This is a genomic window from Pseudomonas japonica, from assembly GCF_013522925.1.
In the GTDB taxonomy this organism is placed as follows: Bacteria; Pseudomonadota; Gammaproteobacteria; order Pseudomonadales; family Pseudomonadaceae; genus Aquipseudomonas; species Aquipseudomonas japonica_A.
In genome coordinates, this window is record NZ_JAAMQU010000010.1 from 60002 (window position 1) to 84045 (window position 24044).

Sequence of the window (24044 nt, forward strand, 5' to 3'; positions counted from 1 at the left end):
AAGGCGTAAGCACATGCTAGGGACAGCCGCGGAGAATAGGCTTTTTATTTTTCGCCGTTTAGGGCAGATTCGAGCATGAACCTGTTCGCTGAGCCCTATATGAATAACAAACATCAGCCAGATCCGCATTCCATGAAAATCCTTGCCGCGCTGCAGGAAGATGGCCGCCTCTCGGTGCAAGACCTGGCCAACCGCATTGGGCTATCCACTACGCCTACATGGAAGCGGTTGAAGGCGCTGGAGCTGAGCGGGGCGATCCAGCGTTACACCGCAGTGATCGACCGGGCCCAGGTCGGCTTGGCCACTTGCGTGCTGGCGGAGATCAACCTGGCGCGCCACGTGGAAAACGTGGTGGAAGCCTTCGAGCAAGCCGTGCGCGAGTGCCCGGCTATCGTGGAGTGCTACAGCACCACCGGCCAGGCGGACTACGTGCTCAAGGTGGTCACGCCCGACATCGCCCGCTACGACGCCTTTTTGCACGAAGTGATCTTCAAGCTGCCCGGGGTGAATGACATCCGCTCGGCCGTGGTGCTGCGCGAGGTCAAAAGCCACGGTGCCCTGCCGGTATAACGAGGCCCGAAGATGACCACCTACCCTTCCACGCCAGACGGCCGTTACTTCGTGGTCAAGGGCCGCCTGTGGCGGTGCAGCAACCCGGCATTGCCCAAAGCGACCCGAGCCGAGTATGTGAAGGCACTGATGAATGCGCGCCGGGCGGTAAAAACCGCCAAAGCCGCCGAGGATTGCGCCGCGCTGAAGCAAGCCCGCGAGCAGGTGAATGCGGCCAAGCTGGCCCTGGGCGAACGCGGCCCGGTGTGGTGGGACGACGGCGCCCCGGACTTCAACCGTTATCTGGTGAAGAACAGCCCCTATGCGCTGTGGTATGAGGCCGACTTCGGCCTGTAGCTGCATCGGCGGAGGGCGGAAACGTGGGTGTGAGAGCTCGGTTCGCCTTCCTACCTTCCCCAGCGCACATTCCCTGGCTACGCCAGGTCCCACAGGGGTATTGCTCCAGCCCGCGCCAACCCTGAGTAGGCGAAGCCTGCGAACAAAATAGATCATTCGACTCCCAGGCAAGGCCTATTCCCCAATCACCACCCGCTCGAACCGCCCCGCCAAGAGGGTATACGCCGCGATGCCGAACAGGCCGTGGGCCGCGACAAACCAGAGGGCAGTGTTGAACGAGCCGGTGGAGGCCACGAAGAAGCCGATCACCACCGGGGTGACGATCCCGGCGATGTTGCCGATGCCGTTGAACACGCCCCCGCTCAGGCCCACCATGCCTTTGGGCGCGGTGTCGGACAGCACGGCCCAGCCTACAGCCGCCAGGCCTTTGCCGAAGAACGCCAGCGCCATGAGGGCGATCACCATCCAGTTGGCGTCCACGAAGTTGGCCGAGACCAGGCTGGAAGCCAGCGCCATGCCCATCACGAACGGCGTTTTGCGTGCCCGGGAAGGATGCACACCCTTGCGGATCAGGTAGTCCGATACCACCCCACCCAGCACCCCACCGGAGAAGCCGCAGATGGCCGGCAGCGCAGCCACCCAACCGGCTTCCATGATGGTCATGCCGCGGCCCTTGATCAGGTAGATCGGGAACCAGGTGATAAAGAAGTAGGTGAGCGCGGTGATGCAGTATTGGCCCAGGTAGATGGCCCACAAGGTGCGACTGGTGAACAGCTGCTTCACCTCTTGCCACTTGAGTTTGGGCTTTTGCTCGCGGCGGGTGGTTTCCAGGTCCACCAGGGCGCCGCCGTCACGCATGTAGCTCAGTTCAGCCTCGCTCAGGCGCGAATCGCTGAAGGGCTCGCGATACAGGGCGAACCAGAACACCGTGGCCACCAGCCCCAGGGCGCCCATCCACAGGAACACGTGCTCCCAGCCCCACGCGTGGGTGAGCCAGGCCATCAGCGGGGCGAACACGACCACCGCCATGTATTGGGCGGAGTTGAACAGCGCCGAGGCGGTACCGCGCTCGCTGGTAGGAAACCAGCATGACACGATGCGGTTGTTGGCCGGGAACGCAGGAGATTCCACCAGGCCGAGCATGAAGCGCATGCCGAACAGCGTCAGCGCCGCCATCGAACCTACCAGGCCGATCCAGCCCACCGTCCCTTGCAACATGGTGAACAATGACCATAAGAACAGGCTGCACCCGTACACCCGCCGCGCGCCGAACTTGTCCAGCAGCCAGCCGCCCGGAATCTGCCCCAGCGCGTAGGCCCAGGCGAAGGCGGAGAAGATCATCCCAAGCATGATCGGGTCCAGGCCCAGGTCTTTCACCACACCGGTACCGGCGATGGACATGGTGGCGCGGTCGGCGTAATTGAGCACGGTGACGAGGAAGATCAGCGCGAGGATCACGAAGCGGCGGCGGCCGACCCGTGCCTGGGCAATGGGTGCGGCCATTGAGGCGGTTCTGGCGGTCATGGCGGTCTCCGGCCTCCTTCAAAGGAGGTTTATTGTTGGAATCGGTGTAGCCCTGCAAGCCCAGCGTAGGAAACCCAGCCATGCGCGTCTAACATAGATACTGAATGGATCAATACAAGAATTGAATCGTGGAACTGCACCAGCTTCGTTGTTTCGTTACCGTGGCCGAAGAGCTGCACTTCGGCCGCGCCGCCAAACGGCTGTTCATGACCCAGCCGCCCCTCAGCCGGCAAATCCAGTTGCTGGAGCGTTCGCTCGGGGTCACGCTGCTGGAGCGCAGCAACCGCCAGGTCAAGCTCACCGTCGCCGGCCGCCACTTTCTACGGGACGCCCGGCATGTGCTGAGCTACTCCGAACAGGCCGGTAACTCCGCCCGCCGCCTGGCCCACGGCGAGGCCGGGCGGCTGATGCTGGGCTTCACAGCCGTATCCGGTTACGCGCTGATCCCGGGCATGCTTGGCCACGCCCGTACCGTGCTGCCCGACGTGGAAGTGGAGTTGCAGGAGATGGTATCCGGTGCTCAGGCAGAAGCGCTGGCGGCGCAAATGATCGACATCGGCTTCGTACGGCGCGCGGCGGCGCAGGATGAAATGGACTATCAGCTGATCTGCCGCGAACCGCTACTGGTCACCCTGCCCAGCGGGCACCCTTTGGCGGCCCATGAGCGCATTGGGTTACCTGCCCTGGCCGAACACCCCTTCGTGATGTACGCACCTGATGAAGGCCGCTATTTCTATGACTGCATCGCCGGCCTGTTCGCAGCCGCCGGTGTCACCCCGCGCTACTTGTATCACCTGGGGCAAACCCATTCGATCCTGGGCCTGGTACGCGCCGGGCTGGGCGTGGCGATCGTGCCCGCGGCGGCCCAGGACCTCTACCCTGGCCAGCTGGAATTTCGCCCGCTGCTGGGCGCCGAAGCGTTCGCCGAAGTACACATGGCCTCGCGCAAGGATAACGATAACCCGGCACTGGGACCGTTCCTGCGAATGGCGCAGGCGTACTTCGCCAACCTTGGCCGCCCAGCCTAGTGGCGCAGCATTCCCGTGCACAGCAGCTCGAACACGCTGCGCATATGCCGCGCGTGGCCGGCCCGGTCCGGCTCGGCCTCGGTGGCCAGCCGCATGAACGCCACGTTGGCGTACTGGTTGAACACGGTGGCGGCCACGTCCACATCGGTGGCGTCGCTGATCAGGCCCTCTGCCTTGAAATGCTCCAGCACGGCACGGGCTTGCTCCACCACGGCGGCGTTCCAGGGTTGGAATATTTCCGCCATTTCGCCCGTGAACAGGTAAGGCGCCAGCTCTCGCCAGAGCGAGGCCGGTAAGGCGCTCAACTGGTTGCGGGTCATCAGTTGCTCAAGGTCACACAGCGCTTCCAGCGGATGCCGGTACGCTGGCAAGCGATGGCGAAATTCACGCATCGCTTGCTGGTCTGGCTCGCTGAGCAGCGCCAGCAGTATCTGTTGCTTGCCGCCGAAGTAGTTCACCACCGTGGGCGCGGACACACCCGCACGGCTGGCGATCTGATCAAGCGTGGTGGCGGCGAAACCATTGGCGACAAATGCCTCCAACGCGGCGGCAGCAATCTGCTGGCGGCGCTGCTGTTTCTGGCGGGCCCTCAGGCCAAGGGTTTCCGGGTCATTCATGGGCACGATTCGCGAGTGCTGGAGAAGTAGACGCTACCGGAAACGCTTTCCCATTAAAAATATTTTGTTTACAAAAATATTTTTGCATGCGAAGAATTGTTCCCCACTTCTTCCAGAGGACATGACCGTGGCCCAGCCTTCTGTAAAACGCAGCACCGAGGACTACCAGGCGCTGGATGCCGCGCACCATATCCATGCCTTCGTCGATCAAAAGGCGCTGAACGCCAGCAAGCCCCGGGTAATGGTCAAAGGCGACGGGCTCACGTTGTGGGACAACGATGGCACGCGCTACCTTGATGGCATGTCGGGGCTGTGGTGCACCAACCTTGGCTATGGCCGCAAGGACCTGGCGGCCGCCGCCACTGCTCAGCTGGCCGAGCTGCCGTACTACAACATGTTCTTTCACACCACCCACCCTGCCGTGGTGGAGCTGTCCGAACTGCTGTTCAGCCTGCTACCCGGCCACTACAGCCATGCGATCTACACCAACTCCGGCTCCGAAGCGAACGAGGTGCTGATTCGTACCGTGCGGCGGTACTGGCAGGTCATGGGGCAACCCCAGAAGAAAATCATGATCGGTCGCTGGAATGGCTACCACGGCTCTACCTTGGCGGCGACGGCGCTGGGCGGCATGAAATTCATGCACGACATGGGCGGGATGATCCCGGACGTCGCCCATATCGACGAGCCGTACTGGTATGCCCATGGCGGTGACCTCACCCCGGAGGCATTTGGCTTGCAGGCCGCGCGTCAGCTGGAAGAAAAAATCCTCGAACTTGGCGCCGAAAACGTGGCGGCGTTCGTGGCTGAACCCTTCCAGGGCGCAGGCGGCATGATCATTCCGCCGGCCACTTACTGGCCGGAGATCCAGCGCATCTGCCGCCAATATGATGTGCTGCTCTGCGCGGACGAAGTGATCGGCGGCTTCGGCCGCACCGGCGAATGGTTCGCCCACCAGGCGTTCGGCTTCGAGCCCGATACCCTGTCCATCGCCAAGGGGCTCACCTCCGGCTACATCCCCATGGGCGGGCTGATCCTGTCGCGGCGCATGGCCGAGGCGCTGGTGGAGAAAGGCGGCGTGTTCGCCCACGGCCTTACGTATTCAGGGCACCCGGTAGCCGCTGCCGTGGCCATCGCCAACCTCAAGGCGCTGCGAGACGAAGGCATCGTGGAGCGGGTGAAAAGCGATACCGGGCCTTACTTGCAACAGCGGTTGCGCGAAGCATTCGAGCATCACCCCTTGATAGGCGAGATTCAGGGCCTGGGCATGGTCGCCGCGCTACAGTTCGCTGAACACCGCGCCACCCGCAAACGCTTCGACAACGAGAACGACATCGCCTGGCGTTGCCGCACCATTGGCTTCGAGGAAGGCATCATCATTCGCTCCACACTGGGCCGAATGATCCTTGCGCCCGCGCTGATCGCCACCCACGCGGACATCGACGAGCTGGTGAACAAGACCCGCCTGGCCGTGGACCGCACTGCTCAGGAACTTGGCCGCGGATGACCCAGCTGGGCCGCGCCGCGTCTGCGTTCAGGCGGTTCGGTCCCAGGCATTGGCCTCTTCGATGAAGTGCAGCACCGCGCTGGAGCGTTCATCGATACGGGAAATGAGCGATAGCTCGCTGACCATTTCCGGCTGCGCCAGCGGCACGATGTGCACGCCGGGCATGGTCAGCCGCGCTACGGGCTCAGGCACGATGCTGACGCCGATACCGGCCGCCACCAGCCCCGGGATACTCATCAGCGAGGGCACGTAGCGGATGTTGCCCGGGTGCAGCTGGTTCTGCCGGCACGCCTGCAAGGTATGCGAGGTGAGGCCGATGCCGGCCGGGTCCTGCAGGAAAATGAATTGTTCATGCCGGAGGGCCGCCAGCTCTCCGGAAAAGCTGTGCGCCAGCTCGTGGTTATCCGGGATCAGCAGCACCAGCCTGGCGTGGCTGAACGGGTGCGTGCGCAGGCGCTCAGGCAGGTGGTCCTTGAACACCCGTGCAAACGCCAGGTCGATGGTGTGGTCCAGCAGCCCCTCGAACTGGCCGCGAATGCCGGCGTCCACCAGCGCCACGGTCACCTGCGGGAACGCGCTGAAGTAGTAGCGCAGCAGCTGGGGCAGGTTCGGCTCGAGCAGCGCCGAATGGAAACCAATGTTGATCTCACCCACTTCACCACGCCGCGCCCGCCGTGCCGCCGCAACCGCACGCTCACCCTCTTCGATCGACTGCCGTGCATGGGGGAGAAAGGCGTGCCCTGCTGGCGTGAGCGCTACGCCCCGCCCTTCTCGCCGGAACAGCGACAGCCCGAGCTCTTTCTCAAGCGTGCGGATCAACTGGCTGAGCGCCGGCTGCGCGATACCCAGGTGTTCAGCGGCCTGGCTGAAATGCTGGAGGTCAGCGGCAACCACGAAGGCTTTCAGGTGACGGAGTTCCATGGCGCGCACTCATAAGGCGGCCTTATGGATTTGCTCGGCCAATGCCAGTTATTTTGCTGGTGCGTTGGAGTACCGTCCAGTCACGTCTTCCCCTGTGCATGCTTCGGCGCCAGGAGCGGGCCCATAACCATAAAAACAATGGCAGGCTTCTTATGAACGCAACCACCGGTTCTCCCCACGCTTCGCACATGCCACGCCGGGCTGTTACCGCCGCGACCATCGGCACGGCGCTGGAATGGTTCGATTTCACCCTGTACGGTGCGGTGTCGGCCACCGTCTTGCCCAAGCTGTTCTTCCCGGCGATGGAGCCCACCGCCGGGCTGCTCGCCTCGCTGGCGACCTTCGGTGTAGGCCTCGCCGCGCGGCCACTGGGTGCGATCACCTGCGGCTACCTGGGCGACAAGCTGGGCCGCCGCAACCTGATGCTCGCCACCGTCACCATGATGGGCCTGGCCTCGGTACTGATGGGGCTGTTACCTACCTACAACCAAGTGGGCGTATGGGCCCCGGTGTTGCTGGTGATGCTGCGCATCATCCAGGGCTTCGCGCTTGGGGGGGAGTCGACCGGTGCGCAGCTTATGGCACTGGAGCATGCCGCCCCTGACAGGCGCGGGCGCTATTCCGGCCTGCTGGGCTTATGTTCGCCGTTGAGCCAGATACTGGCCAACGCAGTGCTGATGGCCCTCGCGGCGACGTTAAGCGCGGAACAGTTCGACAGCTACGGCTGGCGAATCCCGTTCCTGATGAGCTTCGTGTTGGTGGTGGTGGCTATTTTCATCCGCCTGAAGGTGGACGAAACCCCGGCCTTCGTCGCGCTGAAATCCGCCCCCGTCAAGCAAGTGCGCAGCCCGCTGAAATCTGCCTTGAGCGGCCACGGCAAAACCATCACGCGGCTGATGCTGTTCTTCTGCTCGCCAGCGGCGCTGTTCTACCTGATCGTGATCTTCTCCCTCAGCTACCTTACCAAGCACCTTGGCTTGAGCCAGTCCACGGGGTTCATGTCGCTGATGGTCGCCAACGTGTGTGCAATCGTTGGTGCGTTGGCCGGCGGTTACCTCTCTGACCGGTGGGGCCGCAAGAAGGCATTGGCCTTTGGCTCCTGCATGACCCTGCTGATCCTGATGGTGTACTTCCCGATCCTGGATACCCGCAACCTGGGCGCAATCATGGCGATCATGGGGCTGTTCCTGGGCTTTACCCAATTCCAGAGCGGCATTCAGCCCGTGGCCTTCGCCGAGGCATTCCCCACCCAGGTGCGCTACTCCGGCTCGGCGCTCGCCTACACCGGTGCCAACCTGCTGGTAGGCGGCCCCATGCCGATGATCGCGGTATGGCTGATGAGCCAGTCCGGTAACTCCCCTTGGCCGCTGGTGTCGCTGTGCGCGGCGATCAACCTGGTGTCTCTGGCGATGATCTGCATCGGTCCGGAAACCCGGGGCATCGACCTCAACCACGTGGTGCCCGAACAGCCACACGGTGAGCAGCCGAACGCGCTCCTCGCCAAACAATTTTCCAAATGACCCGGCAGACCTCCATGAACCGTACCGTCTTTGTACTCAATGGCCCAAACCTGAACCTGCTGGGGCGCCGCGAGCCTCATATCTACGGCCATACCACGCTCGCCGACATTCAGCGGCTTACCGAAGCCACCGCTGCACAGCTTGACCTGCGCTGTGACTTTCGCCAGACCAACCATGAGGGGGTGATGGTGGACTGGCTGCAGGAAGCGTTCGAGCAGGGCGCGGCGGTAGTGATCAACCCGGCGGGCCTGTCCTTCCATTCCATTCCCGTGCTTGATGCGCTGAAGCTGATCGAAGCGCCGCTGATCGAGCTGCACCTGTCCAACATCCATGCCCGGGACGAACTGCACCGCCACTCCATCATGTCCACGGTGGCCAACGCGGTGATCTGCGGGCTGGGCGCGCAGGGGTACCCGTTGGCGATCAGAGCGGTGGCCGGGTTGCTAGAGGTACGGGCGGCAAGGGAGTAAAAGCCTGCGAGGTCGCGTTTCGTTTATTGCGATTTTCGATTATTTCGATTAAAAGGGAGACACTGGATCGGCGCATATTGCCTACCGCTACTGCCTGGATACCGAAATGACCGACGCTGACTCGAACCTGACCCTTCTTCCTAATGAGAAAGAAATTGCCGCTGCGGTTGAATCCCGGCGGCAGCTCGCTGAGTTTCTATCCACGAAATTGGAGACCCAGCGAATCGAAATCCTTGATGAACATTCCCGTCCCCACACCGTTCAGCTTCCCGCCCATGCATTACACCTTCTGGACCAGATACTCGGTGAGTTGGCAATGGGGAACGCCGTCAAAATCGTTCCTGTTCACGCCGAGCTCACCTCGCAGGAAGCGGCTGACCTGCTGAACGTCTCCCGCCCTCATTTGGTGAAGCTGCTGGACGAGGGCGTGATACCTCACACAAAAACCGGCCGTCATCGTCGAGTGAAGTTCGCCGATCTGATGAGCTACAAGCAGCGGCGGATCGAGGAAAGCCGTGCGGCGATGGACGAATTGGTAGCCCAGGCCCAAGCGCTGAGGATGGGCTACGAATGAGGCATTCGCCCTTTACAGCGGTCTATGATGCGAACGTGCTTTATCCGGCACCGTTAAGGGATTTTCTGATGCACCTGGCCCTTACAGGCATCTACCGCGCCCGCTGGACCGCGCAGATTCACCACGAATGGAAGCGAAACCTGTTACTCAATCGCCCAGATCTTAGTCAGGAGCAACTCGATCGCACGTCCTCGACCATGGACAAAGCTGTCCCCGACGCACTTGTCACGGGTCACGAATGTCTCTTCCCATCACTTGACCTACCTGACCCGGATGACCGTCACGTTTTAGCTGCGGCTATCAAATGCAACGCTTCCGTCATCGTGACGTTCAACCTGAAGGACTTTCCTTCACACGCCCTTTCCGGCTTTGATATCGAAGCGGTACACCCAGACGACTTCATTGCTGACCTTTTCGATCTGGATCCTGCTGCAGTACTTCAGGCCGCACACGCTCAAAGAGCTTCGCTAAAAAACCCTTCACATACCGCGCGAGAATTCCTCAGCCGCTTGTCGCGTCAGGGCCTGACACAAAGCGTAAAGTTGCTTGCTGAGTATGAACGGCTGATTTGATTACACCGGTTCGCTGTCGCCGCCTGAACAGCTTTGTTCAAGGCGAGTGGGCACCCGCCCCTCGCCGTTAGCTTTTTCCTCGTCCCAAACCACATATTTAATAATTTTCCTTCCCCGCCCAATCGGCCACCATCGCTGTGCCCCACCGATCAAGGCTCGTCAGAAGCCGTACCTTCCTTCGCTTTTCGCTTCCTGCCCAGACAACTCGAACAACCCTTCTCTGTCGATCTCGGGAGTGATTCATGGTCCATTCTTTCGTTTCGCGTTGCGCCACGCTGCTGGCATCCGGTGCCCTGTTGGCTGGCGCCGCTACTGCGGCACAGGCTGGCACGCTGTCCATCGGGCATACCACTTGGGTGGGCTACGGCACGCTGTACCTGGCCCAGGACCTGGGCTACTTCAAGGAGCAAGGCCTTACGGTCGAATTGCCTACCATCGAAGAAGCTTCCATGTACATGGCCGCGCAGGCGTCGGGCAAGTTGTCCGGCTCGGCTTCTACCCTGGATGAAATCCTCAAGTACCGCCCACAGTTCTGCTTCAAGGCGGTGGCCGCGCTGGATGAAAGCTATGGCGGCGACGGCGTGGTGGTCGGCAAGGATGTGAACAGCCTCAGCGACCTCAAAGGCAAGGCCATTGCGGTGAACGAAGGCTCGGTGTCGCAGTTCTGGCTCAGCTACCTGCTCAAGCAGGCGGGCATGCAGATGAGCGACCTGAAGATTCAGAACATGACCGCAGACGATGCCGCCACGGCCTTTATCGCCGGCCGCGTGCCTGCCGCCGTGACCTGGGAGCCGCACTTGTCCATGGTGCGCAACAAGCAGCAGGGCAAGGTGCTGGTGGACAGCAGTAGCACCCCCGGGGTGATCGTTGACGTGGTGGCGCTGAGCTGTGACGTGATCGAGAAGCAGCCCGCCGACGTGAAGGCGCTGGTAAGTGGCCTCTACAAGGCAGTGCAATACACCAAGGACCATCCTGAGCAGGCCTATGCCGCGATGGCCAAGGGTGTGGGCGGTTACCTGGCAGACCCGAAAGAACTCGCCGCCGCCGCCAAGGGCGTGCGCTTCTACGACCAGGCCATGAGCGAGAAGCTGCTGGGCAGCAACGGCAAGCCGGGCGACGCCGCCGCGGTATTGAAGCTGGCCAACGAAGCCGCCAGCGCCTTGCAAGGCAAGCCTTACAACGTGACCTACGACGAACTGGTCGATAACCGCTTCGTGACGCCCAAGTAAGGAGCCTTCCATGTTCAAGCGCAGCTCATGGCTGAACCGGTGCATCACACCGAAAACCTCGTTGCCCATGCCCGTGGTATGGAGCGCCAGCGCCCTGGCCTGGGCCTTGATGATCGGCCTGTGGGCGGGTTTGTCGTACGGCGGCATAGTGCCGGCAATGTTCCTGCCTACACCCGGTGCGGTCGTGGATGCCGCGCTGCGACTGTCGCGGGACGGCGCGCTGAGCGAACACGTATGGGCCAGCCTGGAAGTGGTGATGGTGGGCTTTATTGTGTCCTCCGTTGTGGCCGTACCCCTGGGGCTGCTGATGGGCAGCTTCCGGGTGGTGCAGGCGTTCCTCGAGCCAGTGGTGAATTTCATTCGCTACCTGCCGGTCACCTCGTTCGTGCCGCTGTTCATCCTCTGGATCGGCATCGGCATCGAACAGCGGGTGTCGGTAATCATCTTCGGCGTGTTCTTTCAGCAACTGGTGATGATCGCCGACGTGTCCCGCGGGATTTCCCGGGACCTGGTCGACGCCTCCTACACTCTGGGTTCGAACCGCCGCGATGCCTTGGTGCATGTGATTGCCCCGGCCTCGGTGCCCGGCATTCTCGACACCTTGCGGGTGACAATGGGCTGGGCCTGGACTTACCTCGTGGTCGCCGAACTGGTAGCTGCCTCCAGTGGCCTGGGCTACCTGAGCCTCAAGGCCATGCGCGGCTTCCAGGTGGATGTGATCTTCCTGGCCATTGCGGTGATCGGCCTGTTGGGCCTGATCACTGACCAACTTTTCCGTCTGATCCGTTTGAAGGTGGCAGCATGGGCACAATAACCGCAGCGTCCAACCGTTTCGGCGGCGTGGCTGCCGGCCAGGCCGGCGCGCCTGCCGCCGCGACCAGCTTGAAGATCGACAGCGTGAGCCTGCGCTATCCCACCCCGGATGGCGGCGTATTCACCGCGCTGGAAAACGTGTCGCTGGAGGTAAAAGACCAGCAGTTCGCGGTGCTGGTAGGGCCTTCGGGCTGCGGCAAGTCCAGCCTGCTGTACCTCACTGCCGGCCTGGCTGAGCCCAGCGGCGGCGACATTTTCGTGAACGGCAAGGCGGTGGACGGACCCGGCGCGGACCGCGGCATGGTGTTCCAGGCCTACACCCTGTTCCCGTGGCTTACCGTGCGGCAGAACATCGAGTTCGGGCTCAAACGCCGCAAGGTCGGCGCCGCCGAACGCAAGGACATCGTCGAGCATTACCTCAACGAGGTGGGCCTCACCCGGTTTGCCGACAATTACTCCAAGCAGCTGTCCGGCGGCATGAAGCAACGGGTGGCGATCGCCCGGGCGCTTGCCAACGATCCGCAAATCCTGTTGATGGACGAGCCCTTCGGCGCCCTGGACAGCCAGACCCGCCTGCAAATGCAGCAACTGCTGTTGAAGGTCTGGGAGCACAGCAAGAAGACGGTGTTGTTCGTGACCCATGACATTGACGAGGCCATTCTGCTGGGCGACCAGATCTTCGCCATGGGCGCCCGCCCGGGGCGTATCAAGAAAGTGCTGGACGTGCCCATAGAACGGCCGCGTCACCTGGACATGGTGATGGACCCAGGGTTTATATCGATGAAAAAAGAAATCTTCCACTTGTTACACGAAGGCGAAGAACATTGACAGCGCCGGTAGTTAACGCGGGCATTCCAAAGTTACCTACTCGCTACAGCAGCACTTCGTTCAAATATATTCAGTGCCCAACTTAATACTATTTTACCGGTGCCCTGCCCCGCTCTAGCCTGATGTAACACGGTCTTCTTCAAGGAAACACCGATGACACTGAACAATACTTTCATTGACACACTGGTGGTTGGCGCAGGGCAAGCCGGCGTGGCCATGAGTGAACACCTGGGCGCGCTGGGCGTGCCCCACCTGGTACTTGAACGTAACCGTATCGCCGAAGCCTGGCGCACTGGCCGCTGGGATTCACTGGTCGCCAACGGCCCAGCGTGGCACGACCGCTTTCCCGGGCTGGAATTTGCCAGCGTTCACCCGGACGGCTTTGCCGGCAAGGACGACGTGGCCTCCTACTTCGAAACCTACGCACGGCAGATCAACGCCCCGATCCGTACCGGCGTGGAGGTCAAACGAGTGACCCGCAACGTCGGCCGCCCAGGGTTCACCGTGGACACGTCCGAAGGCACCCTCGAGGCCCGCCGCGTGGTGGCCGCTACCGGGCCCTTCCAGCGGCCAGTGATCCCGGCCATTGCGCCGGCCATCGAAGGTTTGCTGCAGCTGCACTCGGCCGAGTACCGCAACCCACGGCAGTTGCCCGAAGGGGCGGTGCTGGTAGTGGGTGCGGGCTCGTCCGGCGTACAGATTGCCGACGAACTGCGCGACGCCGGGCGGCAGGTCTACCTCTCCGTCGGCGCCCATGATCGGCCGCCGCGCGCCTACCGTGGCCGGGACTTTTGCTGGTGGCTGGGCGTGCTCGGCGAATGGGACGCCGAAGTGCGCAAGCCGGGCCGTGAGCATGTGACCATCGCGGTGAGCGGCGCCCATGGCGGACGCACCGTGGACTTCCGCGCGCTGGCCCACCAAGGCATCACCCTCGTTGGCCTTACCCGCGCCTTCGATAACGGCGTGGTGAGCTTCGCGCCAGACCTGGCCGACAACCTCGCCCGTGGCGACGAAAACTACCAGGCGCTGCTGGACGCGGCGGACGCTTACATCGCCCGTAACGGCCTGGACCTTCCCGAAGAGCCCGAGGCACGGCGGGTGTACTCCAACCCCGACTGTGTGACCCAGCCGCTGTTGTCGCTGGACCTGGCCGCCGCGGGTATCACCTCGATCATCTGGGCCACCGGCTACGCGGTGGACTTCAGCTGGCTGGAAGGCAACGCCCTGGATAGCGCCGGCAAGCCCCAGCACCAGCGCGGCGTCGGCAGCGAGCCGGGCATCTATTTCCTGGGCCTGCCGTGGCTCACCCGCCGTGGCTCGGCATTTATCTGGGGCGTGTGGCACGACGCCCGCCACATCGCTGGCCACATCGCCAAGCAACGCACTTACGAGGCGTATGAAAGCGGCCCGCTGCCTGCCTCCTCCCACCCAGCCAGCCCTATGCCGAAGCGTTCGGCCGTCGCAGGAGTTTGACCATGGCCCAGCCAACCCATACCCGCATTCGCATGTTCAATACCCGCGACACCTACCCCAACCAAACCCTGGACAACGACCTGTGCCAGGCGGTACGCGCCGGCAATACGGTGTATGTGCGCGGCCAGGTGGGCACCGATTTCGACGGCCAACTGGTGGGCCTGGGTGACCCCCGCGCCCAGGCGGAACAGGCCATGCGCAACGTGAAGCAGTTGCTTGAAGAAGCCGGCAGCGACCTTAGCCACATCGTGAAAACCACCACCTACCTCACCGACCCTCGCTACCGCGAGCCGGTGTACCAGGAAGTGGGCAAATGGCTGAAGGGCGTATTCCCGATCTCGACCGGCCTGGTGGTTTCCGCGTTGGGCCAGCCCCAATGGCTGATGGAAATCGACGTGATCGCAGTCATTCCGGAATGACAGGAGCCAGGCCATGACGTTTTCCATCGTTGGGCGGTGCGCCGAAACAGGGCAGCTGGGCATTGCCATCAGTTCTTCCAGCATCGCCGTCGGTGCGCGCTGCCCGTGGCTGCGCCCGGGCGTGGGCGCGGTCGCCAGCCAGAACATCACCCTTCCCGCACTAGGCCCGGAAGTACTCGATGCGCTGGAATCAGGCCTGGCGCCTACTGAGGCCGTGGACCAGGTGCTCACCCGCAACGGCTATAGCCAATACCGCCAGCTTACCGCCATCGATCACTTGGGCCGCACCGCGCACTTCAGCGGCGGTGAAACCCTGGGCACACACAATGCGTTAGCCGGCGAGCAATGCGTGGCAGCCGGCAACATGCTGGCCGATGCGGCAGTGATCGCGGCGATGGTAGAGGCGTTCGAAACCGCCGAGGGGCAACTGGCGGACCGTTTGCTCGCGGCCCTCGCCGCGGGCCAGGTCGCTGGCGGCGAGGCGGGCCCGGTGCACTCGGCGGCGCTGGTTGTGGTAGGCGAACTCACCTGGCCAATCGTCAACCTGCGGGTGGACTGGGCCGACGCCGACCCCATCGCCGAACTGGGCGAACTCTGGCAGGCCTACCGGCCCCAGCTGCAGGACTACATCGACCGCGCGCTGGACCCGATGAAAGCCCCCGGTTATGGCGTGCCGGGTGACGACCGATGAGCCATAGCCAGGCCCTGTTGCGCGAGCTGGTGGCGTTCGACACCACCAGCCGAGAGTCGAACCTGGCCTTGATCGACTTCGTGGAGCGCTACCTGGCCCAGCACGGCGTGGTCGCGCAGCGGGTGTACAACACCGAGCGCAGCAAGGCCAACCTTTTCGCCACGATCGGGCCGGAGGACTGCCCTGGCATCGTGCTGTCCGGCCACACCGACGTGGTGCCCGTGGATGGCCAGGCCTGGACGTTTCCACCCTTCGCGCTGACTGAGCACAACGGCCGGCTGTATGGCCGCGGCACGGCCGACATGAAAGGCTATATCGCCTGTGTGCTGGCGCTGGTGCCCGCCCTGCTCGAAGCACCGCTGCGCCTGCCGGTGCACATCGCGCTGTCCTACGACGAAGAGGTCGGCTGCCTCGGTGTGCGTACGTTGCTCACGGCGCTGCAAGCACGGCCGATCAAACCGAGGCTGTGCATCATTGGCGAGCCCACCGAGTTACGGCCCGTGCTAGGCCACAAGGGCAAACTGGCCATGCGCTGCGACGTGCGCGGCCATGCCTGCCATTCGGCGTATGCCCCACAAGGGGTGAACGCTATCGAATACGCCGCCGCACTGATCAATGAACTGGGCCGGATCGGCGACGGTTTGAAAAGCCCGGACCAGCACGATCCACGCTTCGATCCGCCCTTCACCACCGTACAAACGGGGATGATCAGCGGTGGCCAGGCGCTGAACATCGTGCCGCAGGAGTGCCGGTTCGATTTCGAGATCCGCGCGCTGCCGGCGCATGACCCGCACGCCGTCGCTCAAACGTTGCAACGCTATGCGCAGGAGCACGTATTGCCCCGTATGCAGGCGGTGAGTGCCCAGAGTGGTATCCGCTTTACCGAGCTCTCAGCCTACCCCGGCCTGGCCACCAGCCCGCAAAGCCAGGCGGCCGAACTGATCGCCACGTTTTGTGGCTCCGCAGCGTTTGACACCGTGGCCTTCGGCACCGAAGGCGGGCTGTTCGACGCCGCAGGCATCCCCACTGTGGTGTGCGGCCCCGGCAGCATGGACCAAGGCCACAAGCCAGATGAGTTCGTGTCGATGGAACAGCTGGCCGCCTGCGACCGGATGTTGCAAAAAATCCTCACCTTCGCCAGTAGGAGCGGGTAAAACCCACGAATGAACCCGATGTATATTTTTATCGGGCCAATCAACCGCCCCGCCCCTTCCCCAACTCCTCCTGGCAATAATCCACGAACAGCTGCGCCGGCTTGGTCAACTGACCTCGGCGCAGCCAGGCGGCGGACAACCCAGAGCCGGTGACGGTTTCAGCCAGGGGCACGCACACGATTTTCTGTCCGTCGTAGGCGTAGTCCGAGAAAGGCTTGGTCACCAGGATGGAAAACCCGAAGCCCCGGGCAACCATGCCGCGCACCATCTCGATCGACGGCGAGCTGAACACGATGTGGGGGTTAAGGCCCAGTTCTTCGAAGATGCTCACGAAATAGTTACGGCTGGGCAGCACGTCCAGCAGGATCATCGGCTCAAGCACCAAGTCATTCAGCGACACCTTGGCCTGTTGGGCAAATCGGTGGCCTTCGGGGAGCAGCGCATGGGGCTGCTGCGGGGGCATCAGCGCAACGGTTTCGATGGTGCTGTCCAGCTCGTGCTCGTACAGGATGGCCAGGTCGATGCTGCCCCCGGTAAGGGCTTGCACCAGCTCTTGCTGCTCGCCGTCGCGAATGCGAATTTCCACCCCCGGCCAGCGGTCCCGAAAGCCTGCGATCAGCCGCGGCAGGTACAACGGCGCCACGGTTTCGAAGCAACCGATGTCGATCTGCCCGGCCACCACATCGTTATCGGCCAGGGCGTTCTGCTCGAACTCGTGGGCTACCCGCAGCAGCTCCAGCGCCTTGCGGTAGAACCGCGAACCGCTGGGCGTAAGCGACATACCCTGGGCGTGATGACGGATGAACAGCTGCACGTTAAAGCTTTCTTCCAGCTGCTTGATCGCGGTAGACACCGACGGCTGGGCGATATACAGCTTGCGCGAAGCTTCAGCGACGCTGCCGCACTCTACCGTGGCAATGAAGTATTTAAGCTGGCGCAAGTTATAAGCGGCCATTGCAACCTCCAACGTGTCATTGGCCCGAATCCTACCAACTTTATTGGATGAAAGCGCAGCGCAATAATGTTTCTTCGATGGGTGTTTCGCTTTATTGGTCCGTAACTGTGCACTCGCGCCAAGCGCGCACCAGTAACGTGCCTGTTGGCAATGTTTCGGATAACGCTAAAACATATTTTTAATAATTTATCGCCGCTTCGTGCAGGGCCACTATCACGGTAATTGCTGCACCCCACAAATTGACGTCGAGGGTATTACTGGATGGATTTCAACAGCTGGCAACGCCTCGCCGAACAGCAAACCTTCATCGACCGCGCATTGATCAACGGCCGGCCACACTCCGCCCAAAGCGGCGAGACGTTCGCGGTCATCAACCCGGCCACCAATGGCCTGCTCGCCCACGTGGCCGCCTGCGGCGAAGCGGACGTGGATGCCGCGGTACGGGCAGCCCGCCACGCCTACGATCAGGGCCCCTGGGCAAGGATGGCACCGCGTGAGCGCAAGGCCGTTTTGCTGCGGCTGTCGGAGTTGCTGTTGGCTGACCGGGAAGAACTGGCCCTGCTCGATTCGCTGAGCATGGGCAAGCCGGTGATGGATGCCTACACCATCGACGTGCCCGGCGCGGCGGGCGTATTCGCCTGGTACGGCGAAGCGCTGGACAAGCTGTACGACGAAGTCGCGCCCACCGGCCGCGATGCCTTGGCGACCATTACACGTGTGCCGTTGGGTGTGGTCGCGGCCGTGGTGCCGTGGAATTTCCCGTTGGACATGGCGGCCTGGAAGTTGGCCCCGGCCTTGGCGGCGGGTAACAGCATTGTCCTCAAGCCCGCCGAGCAATCGCCCTTCTCTGCCTTGCGCCTGGCCGAACTGGCGATGGAGGCTGGCTTGCCGGAAGGCGTGTTGAACGTGGTCACCGGCCTGGGCGAGCACGCGGGCCGCGCCCTTGGGCTGCACCCGGATGTGGACGCCTTGGCCTTCACCGGCTCCACCGCGGTGGGCAAGTTGTTCATGCAGTACTCGGCACATTCCAACCTCAAGCAGGTATGGCTGGAATGCGGCGGTAAAAGCCCGAACCTGGTGTTCGCCGACTGCAAGGACCTGGACCTGGCGGCAGAAAAAGCAGCCTTCGGGATTTTCTTCAACCAGGGAGAAGTGTGCTCGGCCAATTCGCGGTTGCTGGTTGAACGCGCCATTCACGATGAGTTCGTCGAGCGCCTGGCCGAAAAGGCCAAGGCGTGGCAACCGGGTGACCCCTTGAACCCTACCAGCCGCATGGGCGCGATCGTCAATGCGCGGCAAACCGAGCGGATCGTTCAATACATCGCCGGTGCCGAGGCCAGCTCCGCGACCTGCGTCACCGGCGGCCAGCAGCTGACGATCAATGGCTCGAGCAACTTCATCCAGCCCACCATCTTTACGGGCGTAACTGCGGCCCAGCCGCTGGCGCGCGAGGAAGTGTTCGGCCCGGTGTTGGCGGTAACTGCCTTCGACAGCGAGGACGAGGCTGTGGCCTTGGCCAATGACCACATCTACGGCCTGGCGGCCTCGGTGTGGAGCGACGACCTCAACCGCGCCCACCGCGTGGCCGGGCGCCTCAACGCCGGCACTGTGTCGGTGAACACCGTGGATGCGCTGGACGTGACCGTGCCCTTCGGCGGCGGCAAGCAGTCGGGCTTCGGGCGCGACCTGTCACTGCATTCGTTCGACAAATACACCCAATTGAAGACCACCTGGTTCCAGTTCCGCTGAAGCCTTCAAGGAGCACCCATGAGCGGGGATTTCGATTACATCATCGTTGGCGCGGGCTCGGCAGGCTGCGTACTGGCCAACCGCTTGAGCGCGAACCCGGCCAACCGCGTGTGCCTGATCGAGGCCGGCCGCCACGACAACAACGTGCGCATCCACACTCCCGCCGGCACCATCACGCTGTACAAGAGCAAAACCTACAGCTGGAATTTCCTCTCAGCGCCGCAAAAAGCCTTGAACAACCGCCGCCTGCACACCCCGCGCGGCAAGATGCTCGGCGGCTCGAGCTCGATGAACAGCATGATCTATATCCGCGGCCACGCGTCGGATTACGACCGCTGGGCGGCCGCCGGTTGCCCCGGCTGGGACTGGCAGAGCGTGCTGCCCTACTTCAAGAAATCCGAGGGTAACCTGCTCGGCCAGAGCATCGCGTACCACGGTAGCGAGGGTGAACTGTGTGTCGACCAGCCTCGCGACCCTAACCCGGTATCCCGGTTGTTCGTGAAGGCCGCCGAGCGGGTAGGCTTGCGCCGCAATGACGACTTCAATGGCGCTGAACTTGAAGGCTGTGGCGTCTATAACGTGACCCAGAAGGACGGCAAACGGCTGTCCAGCTACCGTGCCTTCGTGCAGCCGGTACTCAACCGGCCCAATCTCACCGTGATGACAGACTGCGCGGTCACCTCGCTTGCACTGGACGGCAAGCGCGTCACCGGCGTGAACATCATTCGGGCCGGCGTGGCTCAGCAGTTGCTCGCACGGCGCGAAGTAATCCTCAGCGCGGGCAGCCTGGGCAGCCCTCAGTTGCTGTTGGCGTCTGGCATCGGCCCGGAAGACGAACTGAAACAGGCTGGGGTGCGGGTTCTGCATCATTTGCCCGGTGTGGGCAAGAACCTGCAGGACCACCTCGACGGGCTGATTACCATCCGCTCCAAAAGCGCTTCCACCCTCGGCTTTTCATTGGGTGCGCTACCCAGCCTGCTGACCGCGCCGTGGCGTTACCTGCGTGGGCGCAAGGGCTGGCTTACCACCAACTATGTGGAAGCCGGTGGCTTTGCGCGTACGCCCCTGGCCGATACGTTGCCCGATGTTCAATTCCACTTTGTGCCGGGTTACCGCAGCCACCGTGGGCGGCTGTTCGAGTGGGGCCACGGCTACGCCGTGCATACCTGCGTGCTACGCCCCAAAAGCATCGGCGAGCTGCGATTGCAGGCCAACGGCGAACTGGCCATCGACTTCAACTTCCTCGCCGAACCCGAGGACGCCAAGGTGCTGGTAGAAGGCCTGAAACTTGCCCGCAAAGTGCTGGCCGACCCGCTGTTCGCGCCTATCCGAGGTACCGAAATGCTGCCCGGCAAGCAGGTGCAAACCGATGAGCAACTGCTGGCCTACATCCGGGAGAACGCCGCCACCGTGTTCCATCCCGTGGGCACCTGCAAAATGGGGCAGGACCCGCTCAGCGTGGTCGGCCCGGACCTTCGCGTCCACGGCCTGGAAGGGCTGCGCGTAGCTGATGCCTCGATCATGCCCACGTTGGTCAGCGGCAACACCAACGCCCCGTGCATCATGATTGGTGAGAAAGCGGCCGACTTCATTCTCGGTGTTACCGCGTTCAAGGAGATGAAACGCGCCTGAATGGTATGTTATGTTGTAACGCCACCGTTCGAGTTGACGTATGTTGCTTTCAGTGCGGGCCGTTCCCCTCTCGGCCCCTTCTTCGATTACCGCTACCGCCCGCCTGAGCGCCATCGACGCCCTGCGCGGGCTGGTGATGCTGTTCATGCTGGTGGACCACGCCCGCGAAACCTTCTGGCTGCACAAACAGGTCGGCGACCCCATTGATGCGCTGACGGTGGACCCCGGCCTGTTCTTCACCCGGCTGCTCAGCGCCCTCTGCGCTCCCGTGTTCATTTTGCTTACCGGGCTATCCGCCTGGCTCTACAGCCAGAAGCACAGCGCCCGGGACACGTCGGTATTTTTGCTCAAGCGGGGCCTGTTTCTGATCGTGCTTGAACTCACCCTGGTGAACCTTGCCTGGAACGGCACGCTGCTGCCCGAAACCCTCTGGCTGCAGGTGATCTGGTGCATTGGCGTGTGCATGGTGGTATTGGCCGGCGCACTGCATTTCAGCCGCCCTGTGCTGCTTGCGCTCGCGGCGGCGATCATCGGCGGGCATAACCTGCTGGACTCGGTGGTGTTGACCAGCGATTCACCGCTGTTCGTGCCCTGGTCGATATTGCACCAGCGATCGTTTATCGAACTGGCGGAGGGTATCCGTGCCCGCACCACCTACCCCGTGCTGCCGTGGATCGGGGTGATTCTGTTGGGGTGGGCCATGGGGCCGTGGTTCAGCCAAGGGGTTTTGCCGGCGCGACGGCGCCAGCGCTTGCTCAACACCGGCGTGGGGCTGCTGGTCGCTTTCGTGGCGATTCGCTGGGCGAATGTGTACGGCGACCAGCCTTGGGTGCACACCGGGGATACGCTTCGAACCGTCATGAGCTTTCTGACGGCACGGAAATACCCGCCTTCATTGATGTTCCTGCTGCCAACCTTGGGGCTGGGCCTTCTGCTGCTGGCGGCGCTCGAACGCGTTCAACACTGGCGCGGTACTGCGGTGCTCGCCCTGTACGGCGGCGCGCCGATGTTCTTCTACCTGCTGCATTTGTATGTGTTGAAGGCTATGTATGTCGTCGCGGTCAGTGTGTGGGGCACGAATCAGGGGGCTCATTACGGGTTCGAGAACCTGTCCGCAATCTGGCTGTGCAGTGCGGTAATGGCCGTGTCGCTGTTCTACCCCACACGGTGGTTCGCCGCCCTCAAGCAGCGGCGGCGGGATGTGGCGTGGTTGAAATATTTTTAAGCCTGCCCGCCCCGTAGCAGCACAGCTTGCTGGCGACCGGGGCTGGCATCCGGGCAAAGCCGGACGCGGGCAAGCATCGCGGCTACCCCACCCTGCCACCCAACCGCCGGGCTACCCAATCGGCGATCCAGGCGCCGGCGTTGGCAGTGTTGTCCAGGCTGCTGTGGTGAATGCCGCCTTCACGGGGCGTGAACACCTTGAGTTCCCGGTCCGGGCTGGCGGTGAGCTGCTCGTACGACCGGTGCGCATACTCCAGTGGGATCTGCCGGTCGGCCTCACCATGGGTCACCAGGAATGGCACTTTGATCTTTTCCATCACGCCGTCGAGGTGTACCTGCTCGGCAATGGCCATGAATTCGCTCATGTCACTGGCGCCCCACACCCAGCGCACATGTTCCCAATAATGCGGGACCGGCCGTTCGCCTTCGCGGACCAGCCGACGCTTCTGCACCTCGCCCCAATCATGGTTGGCGCCCCACACCACGCCCAAGGCAAACCGCGGCTCGAACGCCACCGCCCGCGGGCAGTAATAACCGCCCAGGGAGACGCCCAACAGGCCGATCCGCTCGGGGTCGATCTCGGGGCGCGCTTGCAGATGGTCCATCACGGGGGCGGCCCATTGCTCGGTATCCACCACGGCAGTCAGCCCATGCAGGCGCAGGGCTTCGCCACTTCCGGGCTGGTCGAGAAACAGGCTGGCGATGCCCCGGCGAGCAAGCAATTCCGGAAACAGGCCGGCGCGGTAAACCATCTCCTTGGTGCTGTCCAGGCCGTTGATGACTACCAGGCAAGGGGCTGGGCCGTTCACGCCCTTGGCGGGGGTGAACAGGCCCGCCAGGTGCGCACCCTTGTAGGGAATTTCAAACCGCTGAGTGTTCGAGCGCGACAGGGCCAAACCTTCGCTGAACGTGCGCAGAAACTTCGCATACAGCGCCTTGCGCGGCGCATAGCCTTGGGCCTGCATGCGCTCGGCGGTGATGAAATACACTGCGGCCCGGTCAAGCTTGTCAGCTGCACTCAACAGATTACCGGCAGCCTTGTCTTCCTCGGCGAGCGACACCAGGTTGTCGCCGCCCGCCTCCCAGGCTGTGAGGAACGCCTGAGTGCCTTCGTCATCACCCTGCCGGGCGATGGCCTTGAGCGGTGCGCACATGGCTTCGATCTCGCCGAGCTTCCCGCCCATTTCAATAGCCGCAGCCACCGCCAGGCTCCACACGTAATTGGTTTCAAAATACTGGAACATGCTCATGGTCGGTCCTTGTTCAGCGGCGGGTTGCCGGGGCATCGCCCTGGTAGAACGTCACATCCCAGGGGATGTCGTCTTGCATGAAGGCCGGCGGGTTGCTCATCCACTGGGCCGTGCCGAAGCGAAATTCCCATTCACGTGGCACCCAGTTGTCGTCCAGGTAATCGGTGTCTGCGCCGTATTCGGCCTCGCCGCCGGTAGGTGAGTTGAAGTAGCAGAATATCGCCGAGGCAATCCGGTGCCGCCCGGTGCCGAGAAAGCCGTGCTGCCAGCCCCGGCGGGTCATATGGTTGGAACCCACCATCACCTCATCGAAGTCCTCCACGCCGAAACAGGTGTGATGGAAGCGCGGCACGCCACCGGCCCCTGGGGCCTTGTTGTTGAGCAGGAAGGTGTTGTGGTGCTCGTTGGCGCCATCGGCGCGCAGGTAGGTACCGATGCCTTTCTGATGATCTGAAAGGCGGAAATTGAGGCGGTCCCGGAAGAACGCGAAGGTGGCCCAGTAATCGTCCACCGCGAACACCACATGGTTGATGGTTTTCGGCCGCGCCCGGGTGCGCCATTTGCGGTGCTGATTCAACCGGTTCACATTACCCGCCGCATTGACAGGGTCCGGCGCGTAGGTAACTTTCTTTCGTTGGAACACCCGTAATGCCAGGGCCTGGCCGCAATCGCTGAGAAAATGCCAGGCACCATCATCGCCCAGCCGCACCTCGCGATCGCGCCGCAGGTCGTCCAGCAGCCGTTGCAGGCTGGCGTCGTTGTCCACGCCCCATACGGTTTCCTTCACCCCGTAGCCTTCATAGCGCGACGCGGGGATGGACGGGTGCGTCAGCTCACGCACGATCACCGTAGAGCCTTCGTCCAGCCGGTACACTGTTTCCTCGGCTGAAGCGCTGAGCCGGTCCAGGCCAAAATCGTCGAAGAAACGCGTGGCAGTGGCCAGGTCTTCAACGCCGTACAGCAGAGTATCGATGCCGACAATGGCCAT

The 24044-nt window shown here is 62.8% G+C and carries 24 protein-coding genes; 18 read left to right on the forward strand and 6 right to left on the reverse strand.

Features of this window, described 5'->3' with window-relative positions:
- Positions 1-99: 99 nt before the first annotated feature.
- Positions 100-570 carry an Lrp/AsnC family transcriptional regulator gene (locus tag G7016_RS16605; RefSeq protein ID WP_181116511.1) on the forward strand — a complete coding sequence of 157 codons (471 nt, stop codon included), beginning with the start codon at positions 100-102 and terminating at the stop codon, positions 568-570.
- Positions 571-582: 12 nt separating this feature from the next.
- Positions 583-906 carry a hypothetical protein gene (locus tag G7016_RS16610; protein ID WP_181116514.1) on the forward strand — a complete coding sequence of 108 codons (324 nt, stop codon included), beginning with the start codon at positions 583-585 and terminating at the stop codon, positions 904-906.
- 174 nt (positions 907-1080) lie between these two features.
- Here G7016_RS16610 and G7016_RS16615 read toward each other — a convergent pair whose 3' ends face one another.
- Positions 1081-2430, reverse strand: a complete 1350-nt coding sequence (locus G7016_RS16615) for an MFS transporter (protein WP_181116517.1) — start codon at positions 2428-2430, stop codon at positions 1081-1083.
- A 128-nt stretch (positions 2431-2558) separates the two neighbouring features.
- Here G7016_RS16615 and G7016_RS16620 point away from each other — a divergent pair, with 128 nt between their 5' ends.
- A complete protein-coding gene (locus G7016_RS16620) occupies positions 2559-3458 on the forward strand; it encodes a LysR family transcriptional regulator (protein WP_225773758.1) in 900 nt (299 codons plus the stop codon).
- On the opposite strand, the gene G7016_RS16625 is transcribed toward G7016_RS16620, so the two are convergent.
- Positions 3455-4075 carry a TetR/AcrR family transcriptional regulator gene (locus G7016_RS16625; RefSeq protein WP_181116519.1) on the reverse strand — a complete coding sequence of 207 codons (621 nt, stop codon included), beginning with the start codon at positions 4073-4075 and terminating at the stop codon, positions 3455-3457. The two genes, G7016_RS16620 and G7016_RS16625, sit on opposite strands and share 4 nt — an antisense overlap.
- Before the next feature lie 127 nt (positions 4076-4202).
- Between G7016_RS16625 and G7016_RS16630 the strand changes: the two genes are divergently transcribed.
- Positions 4203-5582, forward strand: coding sequence for an aspartate aminotransferase family protein (locus G7016_RS16630; RefSeq protein ID WP_375139702.1), 1380 nt, complete (start codon positions 4203-4205; stop codon positions 5580-5582).
- A 27-nt stretch (positions 5583-5609) separates the two neighbouring features.
- Here the strand turns inward: G7016_RS16630 and G7016_RS16635 are convergent, their stop codons facing one another.
- Positions 5610-6503, reverse strand: a complete 894-nt coding sequence (locus G7016_RS16635; RefSeq protein WP_181116524.1) for a LysR family transcriptional regulator — start codon at positions 6501-6503, stop codon at positions 5610-5612.
- Positions 6504-6655: 152 nt separating this feature from the next.
- Here G7016_RS16635 and G7016_RS16640 point away from each other — a divergent pair, with 152 nt between their 5' ends.
- From G7016_RS16640 to argE, 11 genes are all read left to right on the forward strand, one after another.
- Positions 6656-8023, forward strand: coding sequence for an MFS transporter (locus G7016_RS16640; protein WP_181116527.1), 1368 nt, complete (start codon positions 6656-6658; stop codon positions 8021-8023).
- Between the two features lie 14 nt (positions 8024-8037).
- Complete coding sequence (locus G7016_RS16645; protein WP_181116529.1) at positions 8038-8493, forward strand: type II 3-dehydroquinate dehydratase; 456 nt, start codon at positions 8038-8040, stop codon at positions 8491-8493.
- Between the two features lie 106 nt (positions 8494-8599).
- Positions 8600-9067, forward strand: a complete 468-nt coding sequence (locus G7016_RS16650; RefSeq protein ID WP_181116532.1) for a helix-turn-helix domain-containing protein — start codon at positions 8600-8602, stop codon at positions 9065-9067.
- A complete protein-coding gene (locus G7016_RS16655; RefSeq protein WP_181116535.1) occupies positions 9064-9639 on the forward strand; it encodes a PIN domain-containing protein in 576 nt (191 codons plus the stop codon). The genes G7016_RS16650 and G7016_RS16655 overlap by 4 nt, the downstream gene beginning before the upstream one ends.
- Before the next feature lie 242 nt (positions 9640-9881).
- On the forward strand, positions 9882-10868 hold the full coding sequence (locus tag G7016_RS16660) for an ABC transporter substrate-binding protein (protein ID WP_181116538.1): 987 nt from the start codon (positions 9882-9884) through the stop codon (positions 10866-10868).
- Positions 10869-10878: 10 nt separating this feature from the next.
- Positions 10879-11682: an ABC transporter permease gene (locus tag G7016_RS16665; RefSeq protein ID WP_181116541.1), complete on the forward strand. Its 804-nt coding sequence runs from the start codon at positions 10879-10881 to the stop codon at positions 11680-11682.
- The gene (locus G7016_RS16670; RefSeq protein ID WP_181116544.1) at positions 11670-12509 is read left to right on the forward strand and encodes an ABC transporter ATP-binding protein; all 840 of its coding nucleotides are present in this window, start codon (positions 11670-11672) and stop codon (positions 12507-12509) included. The genes G7016_RS16665 and G7016_RS16670 overlap by 13 nt, the downstream gene beginning before the upstream one ends.
- Before the next feature lie 153 nt (positions 12510-12662).
- The gene (locus G7016_RS16675) at positions 12663-13982 is read left to right on the forward strand and encodes a flavin-containing monooxygenase (RefSeq protein WP_181116547.1); all 1320 of its coding nucleotides are present in this window, start codon (positions 12663-12665) and stop codon (positions 13980-13982) included.
- Between the two features lie 2 nt (positions 13983-13984).
- Positions 13985-14401, forward strand: coding sequence for a RidA family protein (locus G7016_RS16680; protein ID WP_181116550.1), 417 nt, complete (start codon positions 13985-13987; stop codon positions 14399-14401).
- Between the two features lie 13 nt (positions 14402-14414).
- Complete coding sequence (locus tag G7016_RS16685) at positions 14415-15092, forward strand: DUF1028 domain-containing protein (protein ID WP_181116553.1); 678 nt, start codon at positions 14415-14417, stop codon at positions 15090-15092.
- Positions 15089-16246 carry an acetylornithine deacetylase gene (argE, locus tag G7016_RS16690; protein ID WP_181116555.1) on the forward strand — a complete coding sequence of 386 codons (1158 nt, stop codon included), beginning with the start codon at positions 15089-15091 and terminating at the stop codon, positions 16244-16246. The genes G7016_RS16685 and argE overlap by 4 nt, the downstream gene beginning before the upstream one ends.
- A gap of 40 nt (positions 16247-16286) precedes the next feature.
- Here the strand turns inward: argE and G7016_RS16695 are convergent, their stop codons facing one another.
- A complete protein-coding gene (locus tag G7016_RS16695) occupies positions 16287-17201 on the reverse strand; it encodes a LysR family transcriptional regulator (RefSeq protein ID WP_181116558.1) in 915 nt (304 codons plus the stop codon).
- Between the two features lie 261 nt (positions 17202-17462).
- Here G7016_RS16695 and G7016_RS16700 point away from each other — a divergent pair, with 261 nt between their 5' ends.
- The 3 genes from G7016_RS16700 to G7016_RS16710 are packed head-to-tail and all read left to right on the forward strand — an operon-like array spanning position 17463 to position 21807.
- Positions 17463-18950: an aldehyde dehydrogenase gene (locus tag G7016_RS16700; protein ID WP_181116561.1), complete on the forward strand. Its 1488-nt coding sequence runs from the start codon at positions 17463-17465 to the stop codon at positions 18948-18950.
- An 18-nt stretch (positions 18951-18968) separates the two neighbouring features.
- A complete protein-coding gene (locus G7016_RS16705) occupies positions 18969-20582 on the forward strand; it encodes a GMC family oxidoreductase (protein ID WP_181116564.1) in 1614 nt (537 codons plus the stop codon).
- A gap of 40 nt (positions 20583-20622) precedes the next feature.
- On the forward strand, positions 20623-21807 hold the full coding sequence (locus G7016_RS16710; protein ID WP_181116566.1) for a DUF1624 domain-containing protein: 1185 nt from the start codon (positions 20623-20625) through the stop codon (positions 21805-21807).
- An 82-nt stretch (positions 21808-21889) separates the two neighbouring features.
- Here the strand turns inward: G7016_RS16710 and G7016_RS16715 are convergent, their stop codons facing one another.
- Both G7016_RS16715 and G7016_RS16720 read right to left on the reverse strand, forming a co-directional pair.
- On the reverse strand, positions 21890-23050 hold the full coding sequence (locus G7016_RS16715) for an alpha/beta hydrolase family protein (protein WP_181116944.1): 1161 nt from the start codon (positions 23048-23050) through the stop codon (positions 21890-21892).
- Positions 23051-23069: 19 nt separating this feature from the next.
- Entirely contained in the window at positions 23070-24044 is a 975-nt protein-coding gene (locus G7016_RS16720) for a VOC family protein (RefSeq protein ID WP_181116570.1), read from the reverse strand.